This is a genomic window from Streptomyces sp. NPDC007907 (assembly GCF_042959365.1).
Classification (GTDB): Bacteria; Actinomycetota; Actinomycetes; order Streptomycetales; family Streptomycetaceae; genus Streptomyces; species Streptomyces indiaensis.
The window spans coordinates 624812-642941 of the sequence record NZ_JBIBKR010000001.1 but is presented as its reverse complement, the minus strand read 5'-3'; the positions used below and the strand labels follow the sequence as shown (position 1 = coordinate 642941).

Annotated in this window: 15 protein-coding genes; 11 read left to right on the top strand and 4 right to left on the bottom strand. The window is 71.8% G+C overall.

From position 1 onward, the window contains the following. From ACFZDI_RS02950 to ACFZDI_RS02915, 8 genes are all read left to right on the top strand, one after another. A complete protein-coding gene (locus tag ACFZDI_RS02950; RefSeq protein ID WP_234849873.1) occupies window positions 1-918 on the top strand; it encodes a LysR family transcriptional regulator in 918 nt (305 codons plus the stop codon). Window positions 919-1003: 85 nt separating this feature from the next. Further along, on the top strand, window positions 1004-2182 hold the full coding sequence (locus tag ACFZDI_RS02945) for a DUF4190 domain-containing protein (RefSeq protein ID WP_391247325.1): 1179 nt from the start codon (window positions 1004-1006) through the stop codon (window positions 2180-2182). Window positions 2183-2329: 147 nt separating this feature from the next. Then, complete coding sequence (locus ACFZDI_RS02940; RefSeq protein ID WP_234846183.1) at window positions 2330-3082, top strand: GntR family transcriptional regulator; 753 nt, start codon at window positions 2330-2332, stop codon at window positions 3080-3082. Window positions 3083-3409: 327 nt separating this feature from the next. Beyond that, complete coding sequence (locus tag ACFZDI_RS02935; RefSeq protein WP_391247323.1) at window positions 3410-3604, top strand: SPOR domain-containing protein; 195 nt, start codon at window positions 3410-3412, stop codon at window positions 3602-3604. A gap of 63 nt (window positions 3605-3667) precedes the next feature. Further along, complete coding sequence (locus ACFZDI_RS02930; RefSeq protein ID WP_234846181.1) at window positions 3668-4123, top strand: (deoxy)nucleoside triphosphate pyrophosphohydrolase; 456 nt, start codon at window positions 3668-3670, stop codon at window positions 4121-4123. A 135-nt stretch (window positions 4124-4258) separates the two neighbouring features. Continuing rightward, entirely contained in the window at window positions 4259-4690 is a 432-nt protein-coding gene (locus ACFZDI_RS02925) for an ATP-binding protein (RefSeq protein ID WP_234846179.1), read from the top strand. Window positions 4691-4942: 252 nt separating this feature from the next. Further along, window positions 4943-7579 (top strand): SpoIIE family protein phosphatase, encoded by a 2637-nt coding sequence (locus tag ACFZDI_RS02920; protein WP_234846177.1) that lies wholly within the window; start codon window positions 4943-4945, stop codon window positions 7577-7579. 68 nt (window positions 7580-7647) lie between these two features. Then, the gene (locus ACFZDI_RS02915) at window positions 7648-8748 is read left to right on the top strand and encodes a hypothetical protein (RefSeq protein WP_372486576.1); all 1101 of its coding nucleotides are present in this window, start codon (window positions 7648-7650) and stop codon (window positions 8746-8748) included. Here the strand turns inward: ACFZDI_RS02915 and ACFZDI_RS02910 are convergent. The 4 genes from ACFZDI_RS02910 to ACFZDI_RS02895 are packed head-to-tail and all read right to left on the bottom strand — an operon-like array spanning window position 8737 to window position 12653. Continuing rightward, complete coding sequence (locus ACFZDI_RS02910; RefSeq protein WP_391247320.1) at window positions 8737-9513, bottom strand: succinate dehydrogenase/fumarate reductase iron-sulfur subunit; 777 nt, start codon at window positions 9511-9513, stop codon at window positions 8737-8739. The two genes, ACFZDI_RS02915 and ACFZDI_RS02910, sit on opposite strands and share 12 nt — an antisense overlap. Beyond that, window positions 9510-11450 (bottom strand): fumarate reductase/succinate dehydrogenase flavoprotein subunit, encoded by a 1941-nt coding sequence (locus tag ACFZDI_RS02905; protein ID WP_234846172.1) that lies wholly within the window; start codon window positions 11448-11450, stop codon window positions 9510-9512. The genes ACFZDI_RS02910 and ACFZDI_RS02905 overlap by 4 nt, the downstream gene beginning before the upstream one ends. A gap of 17 nt (window positions 11451-11467) precedes the next feature. Further along, window positions 11468-12304 carry a hypothetical protein gene (locus ACFZDI_RS02900; protein ID WP_391247318.1) on the bottom strand — a complete coding sequence of 279 codons (837 nt, stop codon included), beginning with the start codon at window positions 12302-12304 and terminating at the stop codon, window positions 11468-11470. A 58-nt stretch (window positions 12305-12362) separates the two neighbouring features. Continuing rightward, on the bottom strand, window positions 12363-12653 hold the full coding sequence (locus ACFZDI_RS02895; protein ID WP_234846170.1) for a hypothetical protein: 291 nt from the start codon (window positions 12651-12653) through the stop codon (window positions 12363-12365). Between the two features lie 288 nt (window positions 12654-12941). Between ACFZDI_RS02895 and ACFZDI_RS02890 the strand changes: the two genes are divergently transcribed. From ACFZDI_RS02890 to typA, 3 genes are all read left to right on the top strand, one after another. Next, window positions 12942-15092 carry an ABC transporter family substrate-binding protein gene (locus ACFZDI_RS02890; RefSeq protein ID WP_234846169.1) on the top strand — a complete coding sequence of 717 codons (2151 nt, stop codon included), beginning with the start codon at window positions 12942-12944 and terminating at the stop codon, window positions 15090-15092. A gap of 115 nt (window positions 15093-15207) precedes the next feature. Next, window positions 15208-15858, top strand: coding sequence for a hypothetical protein (locus tag ACFZDI_RS02885; RefSeq protein ID WP_391247315.1), 651 nt, complete (start codon window positions 15208-15210; stop codon window positions 15856-15858). 140 nt (window positions 15859-15998) lie between these two features. Further along, the gene (gene typA, locus ACFZDI_RS02880) at window positions 15999-17906 is read left to right on the top strand and encodes a translational GTPase TypA (RefSeq protein WP_234846167.1); all 1908 of its coding nucleotides are present in this window, start codon (window positions 15999-16001) and stop codon (window positions 17904-17906) included. Window positions 17907-18130: the final 224 nt, after the last annotated feature.

Genomic DNA, 18130 nt, shown 5'->3' with positions numbered 1-18130 from the left:
ATGGGCATGACCATGGACGTTCATCTGAGGGACCTCCGCTACTTCGTGGCCGTGGCCGAGGAACTGCACTTCACCCGCGCCGCCGAGCGCCTCTACGTCTCCCAACCCGCCCTGAGCAAGCAGATCCGGGCGCTGGAGCGGCAGTTGGGGGCCGAGCTGTTCCGGCGCGACCGGCACGGCGTGGAGCTCACCGACGCCGGTACGGCGCTGCTGCCGCACGCGCGCGGGGTGCTGGACACGTGGCAGGAGGGCGCCGCCGCGGTGGACGCCGTCCGGGCGGCGCGCCGCAGCACCCTGGTCGTCGGCATGAGCACCAGCCCGGTCCGCGGCGGCCTGCTGCCCGCGATCCGTTCCCGCTTCACGGCGGCGCACCCGGAGGCCGCCGTCCGGCTCCGGCAGATCAACTGGGAGGACCCCACGGCGGGCCTCGCCGACGGCACCGCCGACCTCGCCTTCGTCTGGCTGCCCCTGCCGGGCCGGGACCGCTACGACTGGACGGTCGTCGCCGAGGAACCGCTCATGGTCGCCCTGCCGGACACGCACCCGCTCGCCGCCCGCACCGCGATCGACATCGCCGACCTCCTGGACGAGCCGTTCCTCGCCCTGCCGGAGAGCGCGGGTCCGCTGCGGGACTACTGGCTCGCCCTCGACGCACGCGGTGGCAGCCCGCCCCGCATCGGCGCCGAGATCGCCGGTACGGAGGAGACGTACGAGGCGCTGGCCGCAGGCCTCGGCGTCTGCCTCGTGGCGGAGGGCAACGTCCCCCTGCTCACCCTGGGCGGCGTGACGGCCCGCCCGGTGCACGGGCTCGCCCCCAGCCGGTACGTCCTGGCCTGGAGACGGCAGGACGGGCGACGGCCGCTGGTGCGGGCGTATGCCGAGGCCTGCCGACGGGCCACGGGCGCCCGCGACGACTGAGGTCCGGGCCGCTTACGATGCGCCCAGCCGTACGTCGGTCGCGGACGGCCGCTCTCTCACCGCCTCAGCCAGGAGCACCGTAGCCGTGTCCGTACCCCCGCCCCCTGGGACCGAGCAGCCCCGGGACCCCCACGGCCCGCCCCCGGCCCCCTGGCCTCAGGGAGCCCCGGGCCCCGGCCCGTACGCCCAGGGAGCCCCCGGCCCCGGCCCGTACGGCCCCGCCGGCCGCCCCTACGGCGCCCCGGTCTCCGTCAACGCGCTCGCCGTGGCCGCCCTGGTTCTCGGCGTGCTCTGCTTCCTGCCCGCCGCGGGACTCGTGCTGGGGCTGATCGCGCTGCGGCAGATCCGGCAGTCCGGGCAGAGCGGGCGGGGCATGGCGATCGCCGGTTCGGTGCTGTCGGCCGCCGGGATCGCGCTGTGGGCGGCGGTGCTGTCCACGGGAGCCGCCTCGACGGCGTGGGAGGGGCTCAAGGACCGGGCCCGGGGCAACGAGAGCCTGTCGCTGGACAAGGGCGACTGCTTCGACGCGCCCGGCGGACTGGAAGGTGACACCTACGACGTCGACCGGGTGCCCTGCGGGGGCCGGCACGACGGCGAGGTCTTCGCGGTCGTCGCGCTGCCCGGCGGCGCCTTCCCGGGCGATGCGAGGATCACCGACCTCGCCGACGAGAAGTGCTACGCCCTCCAGGACCAGTACGCGATGGACACCTGGGCGATGCCGGCGGACGTCGACGTGTACTACCTGATGCCGTCCCGGGACAGCTGGCGCTACGGCGACCGTGCGATCACCTGTCTCTTCGGCAACACCGACGAAGGGGCCGGGCTGACCGGCTCCCTGCGCGGCGACCCGACCACGTTCGACACCGACCAGGTCGTCTTCCTGTCGACGGCCAACGCCCTGGACGCGGCCCTCTACGAGGAGCCGGGGAGGACCCCGGAGGAGGACCTCGCCGCCCACCGGGCCTGGGCCACGCAGGTCCACGACGTGCTCGGCGAGCAGATCGAGGCGCTGCGCGGACACTCCTGGCGGGCCGGCGCCCGCACCCCCGTCGCCGACCTGGTGGCCGACCTGGAGGACGCCCGGACGGAGTGGCGGAAGGCGAGCACCGCGGGCGACGCGGACACGTACCACGCGCACTACGACAAGGGCTACGGGGCGGTGGACGGGCCGGCGACCGTCACGGCGCGCAAGGCCCTCGGTCTGGCGACGACCCCGCCCGCTGCCGGGCAGGGCGGGAAGGAAGACTCCGCGGCACAGGTGTGACGGCGGCCATAGCGGGGAGAAACTGCCTGCGTAAAGCCCCCAGGGCCCTCATGTCATCACATCGAGTGATTCTCTGGCCTTTGCTTGCACCGCACAACCTACGGTTGCCACGCTGTTGCTGTCTGTACAACCTGATGGGAGCGGCCAGTGACATTCGGTGAGCAGCCGGCGTACCTGCGTGTCGCGGGTGATCTCCGCAAGAAGATCGTCGACGGTCGGCTGCCCCCGCACACCCGCCTCCCCTCCCAGGCCAGAATCCGCCAGGAGTACGGCGTCTCGGACACGGTCGCGCTGGAGGCCCGCAAGGTGCTCATGGCGGAAGGCCTGGTCGAGGGCCGTTCCGGCTCGGGCACCTATGTGCGCGAGCGCCCCGTGCCCCGGCGCATCTCCCGCTCCGGCTACCGCCCGACCGGCGGGGCCACGCCCTTCCGTCAGGAGCAGGCCGACGGCGAGGGGCACGGCACCTGGGAGTCCAGCAGCGAGCAGTCCGAGGCGAGCGTCGCGGTCGCCGGCAGGCTGGGCATCGAGCCGGGCGAGCGGGTCATGCGCACGAAGTACCTCTACCGCGAGGGCGGCGAGGCGATGATGCTCTCCACGTCCTGGGAGCCGCTCGCCGTGACGGGGCGTACGCCCGTGATGCTGCCGGAGGAGGGGCCGGTCGGCGGCATGGGCGTCGTCGAGCGGATGCGCGCCATCGACGTGATCGTGGACAACGTCACGGAGGAGGTCGGCGCCCGGCCCGGCCTCGCCGAGGAGCTGCTCGTCCTGGGCGGCGTCCCCGGTCATGTGGTGCTGGTCGTCCAGCGCACGTTCTACGCCTCCGGCCGGCCGGTGGAGACGGCCGACGTGGTCATTCCGGCCGATCGGTACCGGGTCGCCTACCACCTTCCGGTCAAGTAGCGGTCGCTCCCATCCGCCCGCCGCGCGCCCCGTTCACACGATCACCGTCCGGAGCGCCCCGGGCCGGGGTGGTGCGCGGCCCCGCCCGGCCGTCGTTCACGCAGGTCGCCGCTCGTGTATGCGGTATGCCCCCGGCAGGCCGACCCGGTGTGCCCGGATGGCGCGTTCACGGGCGTGCGCCCCCGCGTCCTGGCCGGTTGCGTACCTCTTCGTGAAAACCCGTATTCGCTCCGTGAAGGTTAGGCGTAGGCTCGGGCATATGCGTATTGCGGTTTCCTTGGCGGGTGGGGTACGGCACAGGCCGCGGGCGGGAAGTGGAGGGGCGCGATGAACGACAGCACGGTCGCTCTGCCCTGGCTCGTGATACGGGAGGACGACAACGGCAACCGCTACCGCGTGGGCCGGTACGCGACCCGGGCCGAGGCCCAGAAGATCGCGGAGAGCCTCGACGGTCGCGGTCACAAGCAGCTGTACTGGGTCGAGAGGCTCGGCCGGAGCGGGCCGGCCGTGGCCCACGACTGACCGCCTGCGGGGGTGCCCTGGGCAGGGCCCCGGAGGCCGGCGGGCCTCCCGTAGGCTCCCCGCATGAGTGAGCGGATCGTCGTAGGGGCCGCACTGGTCGAGGACGGGCGGTTGCTTGCCGCCCGGCGCAGCGCGCCCGTCGAGCTGGCCGGGCGCTGGGAGCTGCCCGGTGGCAAGGTCGAGCCCGGCGAGACGGCCGACGCGGCACTCGCGCGGGAACTGCGCGAGGAACTCGGCGTCGACGCCGAGGTGAGCGACCGCGTCCCGGGGGAGTGGCCCCTGAGGAAGCCGTACGTCCTGCAGGTGTGGACCGCCCGGCTGCGACCCGGATCGGCCGCTCCCCGGCCCCTCCAGGACCACGACGAACTGCGCTGGCTCGGCCCCGACGAGATCTGGGACGTGCCCTGGCTCGACCAGGACGTCCCGGCCGTGCGGCAGGCCCTCGCCCATCTGGGAGCGGCCGGTGCTCCGGCCTCCCGCGGCCCACGTCCCGGTGTGGCCGACGAGCCCGGCGCCTGAAGCCCGCCGGGGGCGTGCGGCTCATCAAAGTGCCGTGCGCACGCCCCGTACGCCTTTCGTGCCACAGCGCGCAGCCCTGCACGGTACTTCAACCCGAATATCGGGTATGTGCCCATTAACCCCATGAAACCGGACATGGGTGAGGCTCCTGCCTGGGAAGTGATCGGCGTGATCGACACCGAGGACGACTGCGCCGACTGGACCTTTCCCGCCGAACCGGGCGCCGTGCGCAGCGCTCGTCAGGCCGTGCGCGGCCGACTGCGGGACTGGGGCCTCGACAGCCTCGCGGACCTCGCGGCCCTGCTGGTCAGCGAGCTGGTCACCAACGCCCTGCGGCATGCGACGGGCCCCATCGGGGTCCGTCTGGTACGCCGCTCCGGACTGGACGGCGTCCTCCTGGTGGAGGTGTCCGACCCGCTGCCGGACCCGCCCCGCGAGCGCGCCGCACGCCCGGAGGACGAGAGCGGCCGCGGACTGTACCTGGTGGCGTCCGCGTCCCGCCGCTGGGGCACCAGACCCGGCGTCACGGGCAAGACGGTGTGGTTCGAACTCGCGGTGCCGGAGTGAAAATCCGGTGTACGTACAGCCCGCCGCTGTAGAGCGGTTGGTTCAGGCCAGTGGCGGTTGCCGGTGCGAGGGATTCGACGCCGTGCCCCCTGGTTAGAAGACTGGGAGTGTTGTCACGGTCCGGACCGAAAACCATCGGGACCGTGCTGTGATCGTGAACACCGTGTTGTGCGGCACCGTAGTGCTGGATACTGCGGGCAGCCGCCCCCGGTGACCGGTGCCGGACGCGGTGAGCTGGAGGGGACGGTTCGCGTGAGCGAGATACCAGCGAAGGCCACGGAGTCCGAGGACCCGTCGGAGGGCGCGAGGTCGAGGCCTGCCGACGGCTTGGCCTCCGCGGTGGGAGGTGCGCTCGCCGCCGACGGGGTGCGATCCGGGGACGCCATGTGGCAGAGCAGTCCCCCCGGTTCCATCTACGACTACATCAAGGTCGCGTCCTTCTCCATCGGCCCCGACGGGCTGGTGGACCAGTGGAGCCTGCGCGCCGAGCACCTCTTCGGCATCCCCGCCGACCGCGCCGTGGGCATGGACCCCATCGAGGCGTTCATCGACCCGCGCCATCGCGAGCGTGGCATGCGCAAGATGGCCGAGATCCTCGACGGCCGCGAGTGGACGGGCGTGGTGCCCTTCCGGATGCCGAAGGGCGTCGAAGGGGAGCGCGGGCACGAGGGGCTCGCCGAGGTGTACGTCATGCCGACGCGCACCGAGGACGGCGAGAAGGCCGCCGTCTGCATCGTCGTCGACGTGCGTACCCTGCGCAGCATCGAGACCGACCTCGCCGCCTCGCAGGCCATTTTCAGTCAATCGCCCTTCGGATTCCTCCTGATCGACCCCGACCTGCGGGTCCGCCGCGTCAATCAGCGGTTTGCGTCGATCTTCGGAGGTGACGTCGACGACCATCGCGGCAAGGGGGTGCACGACTACCTCCAGCGCGGCGAGGCCGACCGCGTCGCGGCCACCCTGCGGCGGGTGCTGGAGACCGGCAGTTCCATCACCGACATGCACGTCACCGGTTTCGTGCCGGGATCCGACGAGCGTCGCCACTGGTCCGTCAACCTCTACCGCGTGCACAGCGGTTCGGGCCGTCCCATCGGCATCGCCTGGCTCGGGATCGACATCACCGCCCGTCGCGCCGCCGCACGCGAGGCAGCCGCCGCCCGGCGCAATCTGGCCCTGCTGAACGAAGCCGGTGCCCGCATCGGCAACTCCCTCGACCTGGAGACCACGGCCCGTCAGCTCCTCGACGTCGTCGTCCCCGGCTTCTGCGACCTGGCCACCGTCGACCTCTACCAAGGTCTGCTGGCCGGTGACGAGACGCCGCCCGGGCTCGCCGACGGCAGCGCCGAGTTGCGCCGCGTGGCTTTCGCCAGTGCCGTCTCCGACGCGCCGTTCGCCGGCACCGGCGTGCCCGTCGCGGTCGGCGCGGTGCACCACTACCCGTTCAACTCGCCCTGTGCCGACGCCCTGCGCACCGCCCGGCCCCAGACCGTCCCCGGCGAGGACGGCGGGCTCGTGCAGTCCACGCTCGCCGTGCCGATGGTCGCCCACGACACCGTCGTCGGGCTGGTGCAGTTCGCCCGGACCAAGGGCAGCGAGCCGTTCGGCGACCGGGACCGCGACCTCGCCGTGGAACTGGCCGCCAGGGCCGCGGTCTGCATCGACAACGCCCGTCTCTACCGCCGTGAGCACGAACGGGCGTTGATACTCCAGCGATCCCTGCTCCCGCCCGGCGACCCGGAGGCCTCCGGCCTCGACATCGCCTGCCGCTATCTGCCCGGCAACGTCAACACCGGCCGGCCCAGCGAGGTCGGCGGCGACTGGTTCGACGTCATCGAACTGCCCGGGCACCGCACCGCCTTGGTCGTCGGTGACGTGATGGGCCGCGGCCTGCGCGCCGCCGTCGCCATGGGCGAACTCCGCACGGCGGTCCGTACGCTGGCCCAGCTCGACCTGGAACCGGCCGAGGTGCTCTCCCAGCTGGACGAGATCGCCCGCGGCCTCGGCGCCCCCGGAGGAGTCCAGCAGGCGACCCGGGCGGCCCGCCGCCCCCGCGAGGCGGACCTGTCGGAGGTCTACCTCGCCACCTGCGTCTACGCCGTCTACGACTCCGTCACCCGGCGCTGCACCTTCGCCAATGCCGGCCACCTGCCGCCCGTCCTGGTCGAACCGGGCGAACCGGCGCTGATGCTGGACGTGCCGCCGGGCATGCCGCTCGGCGTGGGCGGGGAGCCCTTCGAAGAGGTCGAGGTCGAACTGCCCGAGGGCGCCCTGCTCGCGCTCTACACGGACGGCCTGGTCGAAAGCCGCGACCACCCCCTGGACGAGGGCCTCCAGGCCTTCGTCAGCGCCCTCTCCGACCCCACCCAGCCGCTGGAGGACGTCTGCGACCACGTCCTCAACACCCTCGACACCCATCACGGCGAGGACGACATCGCGCTGCTGATGGCACGTGTACAGGGGCTGCCCAACGACTCCGTCGGCGACTGGACCCTGCCGCGCGAGCCGCGCAGCGTGGGCCGGGCCCGCGAGTACGCGCGGGCCCAACTGCTCGCCTGGGACATGGAACCCCTGGTCGACACCACGGAGCTCCTGGTCAGCGAGCTGGTCACCAACGCCCTGCGCTACGGCGAGGGCGAGATCCGGCTGCGTCTGCTGCTCGACCGCACCCTGGTCTGCGAGGTCTGGGACTCGGGCCTGGTCCAGCCCCGCCGCCGCCGGGCCCGCGACACCGACGAGGGCGGCCGCGGCCTCCAGCTGGTCGGCCTCCTCAGCGCGGCGTGGGGCTCCCGCCGCACCCCCCGGGGCAAGACGGTCTGGTTCGAACTGCCCCTGCCGGGCGGCGACACGAGCCTCACGGATCCGGCGGAGGCGCTGCTGAGCCTGTTCTGACCCGCAACCGAACAGAGGTGCTGATCGTCCTCCCCGGCAACATCCACCGCACCACCGGGGGAGACGGCATGGACCGCACGGCAGGCGAAGGCAGCGAGAACTCCTCACCGCCGCAAGGGGAGCCCGGGCCCGCCCGGGACAGCCGTGCGAGACGCCGGCGCTGGATCCGACGCACGGCCGTCGGACTGCCGCTGCTCCTCCTGCTCCCGCTCCTCTGCGTTCTGACGGCCCTCAGGATCAACTACACGGGCGATCCGGCCGACGGCACCCACAGCCGTGGCCGTGACGCCCTCTGGCTGGGCCACGCCTGGGTCGACGGCCGCAAGAAGGACGCCGACGTCACCGCCCTGGCCCGCCGACTGCGGGACACCGGCATCCGCGACCTGTACGTCCACTCGGGCCCGCTGGAACACGACGGCACGCTCCCCGCGTCGGTGCACCCCCGAGCGCGCTGGTTCGTCGGCGCCGTGCACGACAAGCTCCCCGGCGTCCGCGTCCAGGCGTTCCTCGGGGACGTCGTGGCCACCGAGAGCGACGCGGGCATGCGCCTGGAGGACCCGACCACGCGCGCCACCGTCCTGCGCTCCACCCGCCGGATCCTGGACCTCGGCTACGACGGTGCCCACCTCGACCTGGAACCCCTGCACTCCGGCGACCGGAACTACCTGCGCCTCCTCGACGTCCTGCACCGCGAGACCCGCTCCCGGGACGCGCTGCTCTCCGTCGCCGCCCACCAGATCGACCCGCTCCCCGGTCTCCACACCCTGCGTGGCGGTCTCACCGGCCACCCCAAGTGGTGGTCACAGGAGTTCTTCGGCCAGGTCGCCCGCCGCGTCGACCAGATCGCAGTCATGTCGTACGACACCGCGCAGCCCCTGGAGGGCACCTACGGCGGCTACGTCGCCCAGCAGACCTCCCTCGCCCTGGAGGTCACCCCGCGCTCCACCGACCTGCTGATGGGACTGCCCTTCTACTGGGAGAACGACGTCAGCCACTGGGGCCATGCCGAGACGGTGCCCGCGGCGGTCCGGGGCGTCCGCCTCGGTCTGTCGCGCACGGACGCGGACCGGGCCCGCTTCGGTGTCGCGCTGTACATCGACCACACGGCGACCGAGGCGAACTGGCGGGCGTACGAGGAGGACTGGGTCAGCGGGTGCTCAGCCTGCTGAGGAGCGTCTGCGGATCTTCGAGCCCAGCCACACCAGCGGGTCGTACTTGCGGTCCACCGCCCGTTCCTTCAGGGGGATCAGCGCATTGTCCGTGATCTTGATGCCCTCGGGGCAGACCTCCGTGCAGCACTTGGTGATGTTGCAGTAGCCCAGACCGTGTTCGTCCTGGGCGGTGGTCTTGCGGTCCAGGCCCGCCTCCGCCGCCGCGTCCAGCGGGTGCATGTCCAGCTCCGCCACCCGCATGAGGAACCGCGGTCCGGCGAACGCCTGCTTGTTCTCCTCGTGGTCGCGCACCACATGGCAGGTGTCCTGGCACAGGAAGCACTCGATGCACTTGCGGAACTCCTGCGATCGGTCCACGTCCTCCTGCATCATGCGGTACTCGCCGGGAGCGACACCGGCCGGGGGGACGAAGGCCGGGACCTCCCTCGCCTTTGTGTAGTTGAAGCCGACGTCGGTGACCAGGTCGCGGACGACCGGGAACGCCCGCAGCGGCGTCACCGTGATGGTCTCCTCGCGGCCGAACACCGACATGCGCGTCATGCACATCAGCCGCGGCCGCCCGTTGATCTCCGCCGAGCAGGAACCGCACTTGCCGGCCTTGCAGTTCCAGCGCACGGCGAGGTCGGGCGCCTGGGTGGCCTGGAGGCGGTGGATGATGTCGAGCACCACCTCGCCGTCGTTGACCTCGACCTCGAAGTCCTTCAGGCCGCCGCCGTTCACGTCCCCGCGCCACACCTTGAAGTGGGCCGTATAGCCGCTCATTCGTAGAGCTCCTCTTCGGAGAGGTACTTGACCAGCTCCTCCTTGTCGAACAGGGCGAGCAGGTCGGCACGGACGGGTTCGGTGGTCTCGCGGGTGAGGGCGATCTGGCCGCGGACCGGGTCCGTCGCCGCCAGCCCGCCCGTCGGGTCGGTGAGCGCGCACAGCAGGTTGATCCGCCGCCACGCGCGGTCCATCCCGGGGTGGTCCTCGCGCGTGTGCCCGCCACGCGACTCGGTGCGCTCCAGCGCGGCCCGCGCCACGCACTCGCTCACCAGCAGCATGTTCCTGAGGTCCAGGGCGAGGTGCCAGCCGGGGTTGAACTGCCGGTGCCCCTCGACCCCGGCCCGGCGGGCCCGCAGCCGCAGTTCCGCCAGTTTCTCCAGGGCCTGCTCCATCTCCGGCGCGCGGCGGATGATGCCGACCAGGTCGTTCATCGTCTGCTGGAGTTCCTGGTGCAGGGTGTAGGGGTTCTCCGGCGGGCCGCCCGCCGGCTCCTCGGTCTCCGCCTCGGCCGAGAAGGGCCGCAGCGCCTCCGCGGCCGCCGAGTCGATCTGGACGTCGTCCACGACGGGCCGCGCCCCCGCCAGGCCCGCCGCGTACTCGGCCGCGTGCCAGCCCGCCCGGCGGCCGAAGACCAGCAGGTCGGACAGGGAGTTGCCGCCGAGCCGGTTGGAGCCGTGCATGCCGCCGGCCACCTCACCGGCCGCGAACAGCCCGGGCACCCCGCGCGCGGCCGCCGTGTCCGACTCGACCGCGACCCCGCCCATCACGTAGTGGCAGGTGGGCCCGACCTCCATCGCCTCCGCCGTGATGTCGACGTCCGCCAGCTCCTTGAACTGGTGGTACATCGACGGCAGCCGGCGCTTGATGACCTCGGCGGGCATCCGCGTCGACACGTCGAGGAACACGCCCCCGTGCGGGGAGCCGCGCCCCTCCTTCACCTCGGCGTTGATGGCCCGCGCGACCTCGTCACGGGGGAGCAGCTCGGGCGGGCGCCGGTTGTGGTCCGGGTCGTCGTACCAGCGGTCGCCCTCCTCCTCCGTCTCGGCGTACTTGTCCTTGAAGACGTCGGGGATGTAGTCGAACATGAACCGCTTGCCGTCGGAGTTGCGCAGCACCCCGCCGTCGCCGCGCACCGACTCGGTGACGAGGATGCCCTTCACCGACGGCGGCCAGACCATGCCGGTCGGATGGAACTGCACGAACTCCATGTTCAGCAGGGGAGCGCCCGCGAGCAGGGCCAGGGCGTGGCCGTCGCCGGTGTACTCCCACGAGTTCGACGTCACCTTGAAGGACTTGCCGATACCGCCGGTGGCGATGACCACGGCCGGTGCCTCCAGCACGAAGAAGCGGCCAGACTCGCGCTCGTAGGCGAAGACCCCGCAGACCCGGCCCTCCTCCTTCAGCACGCGCGTGACCGTGCACTCCTGGAAGACCTTCAGCCGGGACTCGTAGTCGCCGGTCTCACGGAAGTCCTCCTGCTGGAGGGAGACGATCTTCTGCTGGAGGGTGCGGATCAGCTCCAGGCCGGTGCGGTCGCCGACGTGGGCGAGCCGCGGGTACTCGTGGCCGCCGAAGTTGCGCTGCGCGATCCGTCCGTCCTTGGTGCGGTCGAACAGCGCCCCCCAGGTCTCCAGCTCCCACACCCGCTGCGGCGCCTCCTGAGCGTGCAGTTCGGCCATCCGCCACTGGTTGAGGAACTTGCCGCCGCGCATGGTGTCGCGGAAGTGCACCTGCCAGTTGTCACCGCTGTTGACGTTGGCCATGGCCGCGGCGATGCCGCCCTCGGCCATCACCGTGTGCGCCTTGCCGAACAGCGACTTGCAGATCACGGCCGTACGGGCGCCGCGCTCCCGGGCCTCGATGGCGGCGCGCAGGCCCGCGCCGCCCGCGCCCACCACGACGACGTCCCACTCCTGCCGGTCGACCACGGACATCAGAAGGCCTCATCCCTCTAGAAGAAGCGCGGATCGTCGAAGGCGCCCGACGCGACCAGGTAGACGTAGAAGTCGGCGAGCGCCACGCTCACCAGCGACGCCCAGGCGAGCTGCATGTGCCGGGCGTTGAGCTTCCCCGCCCACTGCCACATCCGGTAGCGCACGGGGTGCCTGGAGAAGTGCTTGAGCTTGCCGCCGACGATGTGCCGGCAGGAGTGACAGGAGATCGTGTACGCCCAGATCAGCACGATGTTGACCAGGAACACCAGCGTGCCCAGACCCATGTGGCCCCAGGCGTAGGTCTCGTCGCGGAAGGCGAGCACGGTGTCGTAGGTCAGGATCCCGGCGACCACGAGCGCGGCGTAGAAGAAGTACCGGTGGATGTTCTGCAGGATCAGCGGGAAGCGGGTCTCGCCGGTGTACTTCCTGTGCGGCTCGGCCACCGCGCAGGCCGGCGGGGACGCCCAGAAGCCCCGGTAGTAGGCCTTGCGGTAGTAGTAGCAGGTCAGGCGGAAGCCGAGCGGGAAGATCAGGATGATGATCGCGGGCGAGATGCCCCACCAGCTCCCGAAGATCTCCCAGTTCGGGCCGGACCGCATCGGCTCGCAGTTCTCCGCCAGGCACGGCGAGTAGAAGGGCGAGACGTAGGGCGCCGCGTAGTAGTCGGTGTTGGCGAAGGCCCGCCAGGTCGAGTAGACGATGAAGGCCAGCAGGCCCGCGGCGGTGCCGGCCGGGGCCAGCCACCAGCGGTCGGTGCGCAGGTGCGGGGCGGCGATCGCGGCCCGCGCAGCGCCCCGCACACCGCCGCTCTCACGTCTGGGTTCGGTGGCAGGGGGTTCCGTACCAGTGGCCACGTGACGACTCCGGTCGGGTTCGGGGGGAGGTGCCGGTCGCGCTCGACTCCTCCCCGGGTCAGGGAGCGCGCCGGTCCCGGGCGCCGAGCCCCTCGTCGTCCGAGTCGCTCCACAGGGCGGAGTCGTACGGCGTGTCCGAGATGGTGACCAGCTCGGGGCGCTTCGGCGCGGCCGGTGACGCGGCGGCGTCGCGCAGCAGGGCGACGCTCTCGCGCAGGTGATTGGCGTCGGCACGGACGCGGCGCATCTCCAGACCGCCGGTGCCGAGCTGCTTCTCCAGCCGCCCCAGCGATCGGAACACCTCGTCGAGACTGCGCTGGACTGACATCAGTTCGTCGTGAACGGACATGACTTGCCCTCACTTCCGCGGGTCCTTCATGGCCCAAGGCGGCAACGTTCATGCGCCTGCGAGTGTTGCGCGTCACGCCTTGTGCTGTGAAGGGATGTGCATCGATTGGCCGAGGCGTGCGGGTGCACTGTGCGGTGCGTTGCGCCGCACGGGTGGCTTCCCGCCCGTGACCGCCGTGTCGCCCTGTGTTGCCGAACCCTTTCCTCTTCAGTGGCCGCATACATCAGATGAACTCCAAATACCGCCAAAAGTGATCATAACGCCCGCGGCTTCCCGGAGGTAGCACAGATGTCCCAGCACGGCGTCGGCCCGCGCGCGGTCACGCGCTCGGTCGCCTTCCTGACCGCGGGCGTGCTCGCGGTGCCCGCGCTCGCCGGATGCGGCTCCGACGACCCGTCCGGAAAGCCGCTCGCCGGGCAGGACATCCAGCCCGCCCCGCGCGACCGGATCACCGACGGGGGCACCCTGCGCTGGGCCGCCGACTCCGTGCCCGACACGCTGAACACGTTCCAGTCGGACGCCGACGCCACCACCACCCGCGTCGCCCAGGCCGTCCTGCCGTCGATGTTCCGCATGGACGCCTCCGGCCGCCCGGAGCGCAACCCCGACTACCTGGAGTCCGCCAAGGTCGTCGACACCGAGCCCAAGCAGGTCGTCCTGTACAAGCTCAATCAGCAGGCCGTGTGGAGCGACGGCCGGGAGATCGGCGCCGCCGACTTCGCCGCCCAGTGGCGCGCCCTGTCCGGCAAGGACACCGCCTACTGGACCGCCCGCAACGCCGGCTACGACCGCATCCAGAAGATCGAGCGCGGCGACAACGCCCTGGAGGTCCGCGTCACCTTCAGCCGCCCCTACGCCGACTGGCGCTCGCTGTTCTCCCCGCTGTACCCGAAGGACGTCATGGGCACCCCGGACTCCTTCAACGACGGGGCCCGCAACAAGCTCAAGGTCACCGCCGGACCCTTCACGGTGAAGAAGGTCGACCGCAAGGACGAGGAGATCACCCTCGCCCGCAACCCGCGCTGGTGGGGCGAACCCGCCAAGCTCTCCGAGATCGTGCTGCGCACCGTCCCGCGCGACAAGCGGGCCGCCGAGCTCGCCGCGGGCACCCTCGACCTGGCCGAGATCGACCCCACCGCGGCCCGCCGCATCACCGTCGCCGCCCGCCCCCAGAGCTCCGGCAGCCCGCTGATGGGCCCCGGCGCCGACCGGTCCGCCGCGGACTCCCTGGAGTCCTCGGCCCGCGCCAACGGCTCCGACGAGGAGGCCGCCGACGAGGAGAGCGTCGCCCGCACCAAGCCGGGCAGGGCGGCCGCCGCGTACGCCCGGCAGCAGCAGGCCCTCAGCGGGTTCGAGGTCCGCAAGTCCCTGGAGCCCGCCTACACCCAGCTCGCCCTGAACGGCGCCGAGGGCCCGCTCACCGACGAGCGCGTCCGCCGGGCCGTCGCCCGCGCCCTGGACCGCAAGGACATCGCCCGGGTCGTCCTCAAGCCCCTGGGCCTGCCCGCCGTCCCCGTCGGCAGCCACCTCGCCCTGTCCGGCCAGGCCGCCTACGCCGACAACAGCGGCGCCCTCGGCGACCAGGACACCGAGGAGGCCCAGGCGCTGCTCGCGGACGCCGGGTGGGTGCGCGGCGGCCCGGTCGAGGAGCAGGAGAAGGACAAGGAGAAGGCGGCCGGCCCCGAGGGTGGCAAGGCCGACGACACCGGCCAGGACGACAAGGCGCGCCGCGGGCCCGACCCGGCCGGGCACCTCGCCCAGGACGGCAGGCAGCACGTGCCCGGGCACCAGGGCGGCGCCCCCGGGGCGTACGCCCCCAAGGGCACCGCCGCCCCGGCGAACCAGGAGTCCGCTCCGCTCGCCAAGAACGGCAAGGCCCTCACGCTGCGCTTCGTGCTCCCCTCCGGGCCCGGCTCCCAGACGCTGCGCACGGTCGCCGACCGCATCTCCCGCATGCTGGAGCGCGTCGGCATCACCACCGAGATCTCCAAGGTCTCCGACGAGTCCTACTTCAAGGACCACATCGCCTCCGGCCAGTACGACCTCGCCCTGTACTCCTGGCCCGCGACGGCGTTCCCCGCCACCGACGCCCGGCCCGTCTACGCCAAGCCCGTCCCGGCCGCCGACGGCTCGCTGAACGTCGAGCAGAACTACACCCGCGTCGGCACCGACCAGGTCGACCAGCTCTTCGACGAGGCCGTGGCCACCCTCGACGAGGGCGAGTCCCGCTCCCTGATCCGCAAGGCCGACTCCCGGATCTGGGCGGCGGCCGGCTCGATCCCCCTCTTCCAGCGCCCCCAGCTGCTGGCGGCCCGCAAGAACCTCGTCAACACCGGCGCCTTCGGCTTCGGCACGCCGGTCTACGAGGACATGGGCTTCCTGAAGAAGGGCGCGAAGCCGGCGTCGGGCCCGTCGGCGAAGGGCTCCACCGCTCCGTAGCTCTGGGAACGCTCAAACGCCTTGCCGTTCCGCGCCCGGCGTCCGCACCATGATTCCCGACACGATCATGGTGCGGACGCCGGGCGTCCGTACGCGGGGGGACGGGGACCGACACATGCGCGGCACGGCGGGACGGGCCGGCACGGCCGGGCTGGTCATCGGGGTGCTGGTGACGGGGCTGGGGGCGTGCACGGGGAGCGCGGGCGGAAACGGGGCCGACCAGGGCCGGAAGACCGAAGAGCCCGTGGCGACGGCCTGCGCGAACGGCACCTTCACCTGGTCCCACCTCACCGAGCGGGACCGGCTGACAGGTGTCTCCGACCCCGAGCGGCTCGGCAAGGGCGGCGGCGCCCTGCAGAACCCGATGCGGCGGGTGTACACCCCCGCCCCCTCGGTACGCGCCGACGGGCCGGCCCCGTCCCCCGCGGAGATCCTCTTCTCCCTCGGCAAGAAGGCCGGCGAGATCGACTCCGACGCGCGCACCCTGGCGGAGGCCGGCGAGACCTGGCCGTTCACCGACGTCCGGCAACCGGCCCCGGAGCTCCGTACCGACCGCCTCACGCCCCGCGCGGCGGGCGAGTACGTCCAGTACGCCGGTGTGCGGGAGGTGGCGGCGGACTTCCGTTACCGCTGCCCGGACGGCCGGACCGTCTCCGGCCACGCCCGCAACTGGACGGTCGACTTCGCCGTCCTCACCGACTGCGGGGTGCGGCCGGACTCACCTCTGGCCCGAGAGGTGGCCCGGCGCTCCTGCGAACCGGCCTGACCTGCACAGACGTAGCCCGGCTAACCCCTGCCGCCGTAGCCCCGTACCATGGGGTGAGGCCGTGGCATGTTGAGCCCGGCAGGGCCCGCGCACCACCGACGTACGCGCAGGGCATTCACTACTCCGGGAGTACGCCTTTTATGGCCACGCGCCACGACATCCGCAACGTCGCCATCGTCGCCCACGTCGACCACGGCAAGACCACCATCGTCGACGGCATGCTGAAGCAGGCCGGCGCCTTCGCCGCGCACCAGCTCGACTCGGTCGACGACCGCATGATGGACTCGAACGACCTGGAGCGTGAGAAGGGCATCACGATCCTGGCCAAGAACACGGCGGTGAAGTACCACCCGAAGGACGGGGGGGACGTCATCACCATCAACATCATCGACACCCCCGGCCACGCCGACTTCGGCGGTGAGGTCGAGCGCGGTCTGTCGATGGTCGACGGCGTCGTCCTGCTCGTGGACGCCTCCGAGGGCCCGCTCCCGCAGACCCGCTTCGTGCTGCGCAAGGCGCTCCAGGCCCGGCTGCCCGTCATCCTCTGCATCAACAAGACGGACCGCCCGGACGCCCGGATCGACGAGGTCGTCAACGAGACCTACGACCTCTTCCTCGACCTGGACGCCGACGAGGAGCAGATCGAGTTCCCGATCGTCTACGCCTGCGGCCGTGACGGCATCGCCTCGCTGACCAAGCCGGACAACGGCACGGTCCCGGCCGACTCCACCAGCCTGGAGCCGTTCTTCTCCACGATCCTGGAGCACATCCCGGCCCCGACCTACGACGAGGCCGCCCCGCTCCAGGCCCACGTCACCAACCTGGACGCCGACAACTTCCTCGGCCGTATCGCGCTGCTCCGCGTCGAGCAGGGCGAGCTGCGCAAGGGCCAGACGGTCGCGTGGATGAAGCGCGACGGCTCCGTCAGCAACGTCCGCATCTCCGAGCTGATGATGACCGAGGCGCTCACCCGCAAGCCCGCGGAGAAGGCCGGCCCCGGTGACATCTGCGCCGTCGCCGGTATCCCGGACATCATGATCGGCGAGACGCTGGCCGACCCGGAGAACCCGGTCGCGCTGCCGCTGATCACGGTCGACGAGCCCGCCATCTCCATGGTCATCGGCACCAACACCTCCCCGCTGGTCGGCCGCGGCGCCACCGGCAAGGGCGCCGACAACAAGGCGGCCGTCAAGGACCGCAAGGTCACCGCCCGCCAGGTGAAGGACCGCCTCGACCGCGAGCTGATCGGTAACGTCAGCCTCCGCGTGCTCGACACCGAGCGGCCGGACGCCTGGGAGGTGCAGGGCCGCGGTGAGCTGGCGCTGGCCATCCTGGTCGAGACGATGCGCCGGGAAGGCTTCGAGCTGACCATCGGCAAGCCGCAGGTCGTCACCAAGGAGGTCGACGGCAAGACCTACGAGCCCGTCGAGCGCATGACGATCGACGTGCCCGAGGAGCACATGGGCGCCGTCACGCAGCTCATGGGCGTCCGCAAGGGCCGCATGGACAACATGTCCAACCACGGCTCCGGCTGGGTCCGCATGGAGTTCGTCGTGCCCTCCCGCGGTCTCATCGGCTTCCGTACGGAGTTCCTGACCCAGACCCGTGGTACGGGCATCGGCCACTCCATCCACGAGGGCTTCGAGCCCTGGTTCGGCACCCTCCAGACCCGTAACAACGGCTCCCTGGTCGCCGACCGCGCCGGTGCGGTCACCGCGTTCGCGATGACCAACCTCCAGGAGCGCGGCGTGCTGTTCGTCGAGCCGGGCACCGAGGTGTACGAGGGCATGATCGTCGGCGAGAACTCCCGCGCCGACGACATGGACGTCAACATCACCAAGGAGAAGAAGCTCACCAACATGCGGTCCTCGACGGCCGACGTGACCGAGTCGATCGTCCCGCCGCGCAAGCTGTCGCTGGAGCAGTCCCTGGAGTTCTGCCGGGACGACGAGTGCGTCGAGGTCACCCCGGAGGCCGTGCGCATCCGCAAGGTGAACCTGGACGCCCGCGAGCGCGCCCGCGCCGCGAGCCGCGCCAAGCACGGCTGACGCCTGCCGCTGAAGACGACGACACCGGGCACCCCGCGAGGCGGGGTGCCCGGTGTCGTCGTCTTGAGGGTGAGCGTCTGAAGGGCGGGGAACGCGGAGGCAAGGGTAGGGAAAACCCTCGACTTGCCCGTGGCAGCCGTCAGGGGCGGTTTTCTCCCACTACCCTGCTCCGGAAGCGCCAGGTGCCCCCGGCTTCGGGGATCGCACAACGGCCTTGCCGCACA

Bases quoted from the DNA above. Each gene is read 5' to 3' on its own strand.
- ACFZDI_RS02950 (WP_234849873.1), top strand. From the start codon at position 1: ATGGGCATGACCATGGACGTTCATCTGAGGGACCTCCGCTACTTCGTG.
- ACFZDI_RS02935 (WP_391247323.1), top strand. From the start codon at position 3,410: ATGAACGACAGCACGGTCGCTCTGCCCTGGCTCGTGATACGGGAGGAC.
- ACFZDI_RS02930 (WP_234846181.1), top strand. From the start codon at position 3,668: ATGAGTGAGCGGATCGTCGTAGGGGCCGCACTGGTCGAGGACGGGCGG.
- ACFZDI_RS02925 (WP_234846179.1), top strand. From the start codon at position 4,259: ATGGGTGAGGCTCCTGCCTGGGAAGTGATCGGCGTGATCGACACCGAG.
- ACFZDI_RS02915 (WP_372486576.1), top strand. From the start codon at position 7,648: ATGGACCGCACGGCAGGCGAAGGCAGCGAGAACTCCTCACCGCCGCAA.
- ACFZDI_RS02910 (WP_391247320.1), bottom strand. From the start codon at position 9,513: ATGAGCGGCTATACGGCCCACTTCAAGGTGTGGCGCGGGGACGTGAAC.
- ACFZDI_RS02905 (WP_234846172.1), bottom strand. From the start codon at position 11,450: ATGTCCGTGGTCGACCGGCAGGAGTGGGACGTCGTCGTGGTGGGCGCG.
- ACFZDI_RS02895 (WP_234846170.1), bottom strand. From the start codon at position 12,653: ATGTCCGTTCACGACGAACTGATGTCAGTCCAGCGCAGTCTCGACGAG.
- ACFZDI_RS02890 (WP_234846169.1), top strand. From the start codon at position 12,942: ATGTCCCAGCACGGCGTCGGCCCGCGCGCGGTCACGCGCTCGGTCGCC.
- ACFZDI_RS02885 (WP_391247315.1), top strand. From the start codon at position 15,208: ATGCGCGGCACGGCGGGACGGGCCGGCACGGCCGGGCTGGTCATCGGG.
- typA (WP_234846167.1), top strand. From the start codon at position 15,999: ATGGCCACGCGCCACGACATCCGCAACGTCGCCATCGTCGCCCACGTC.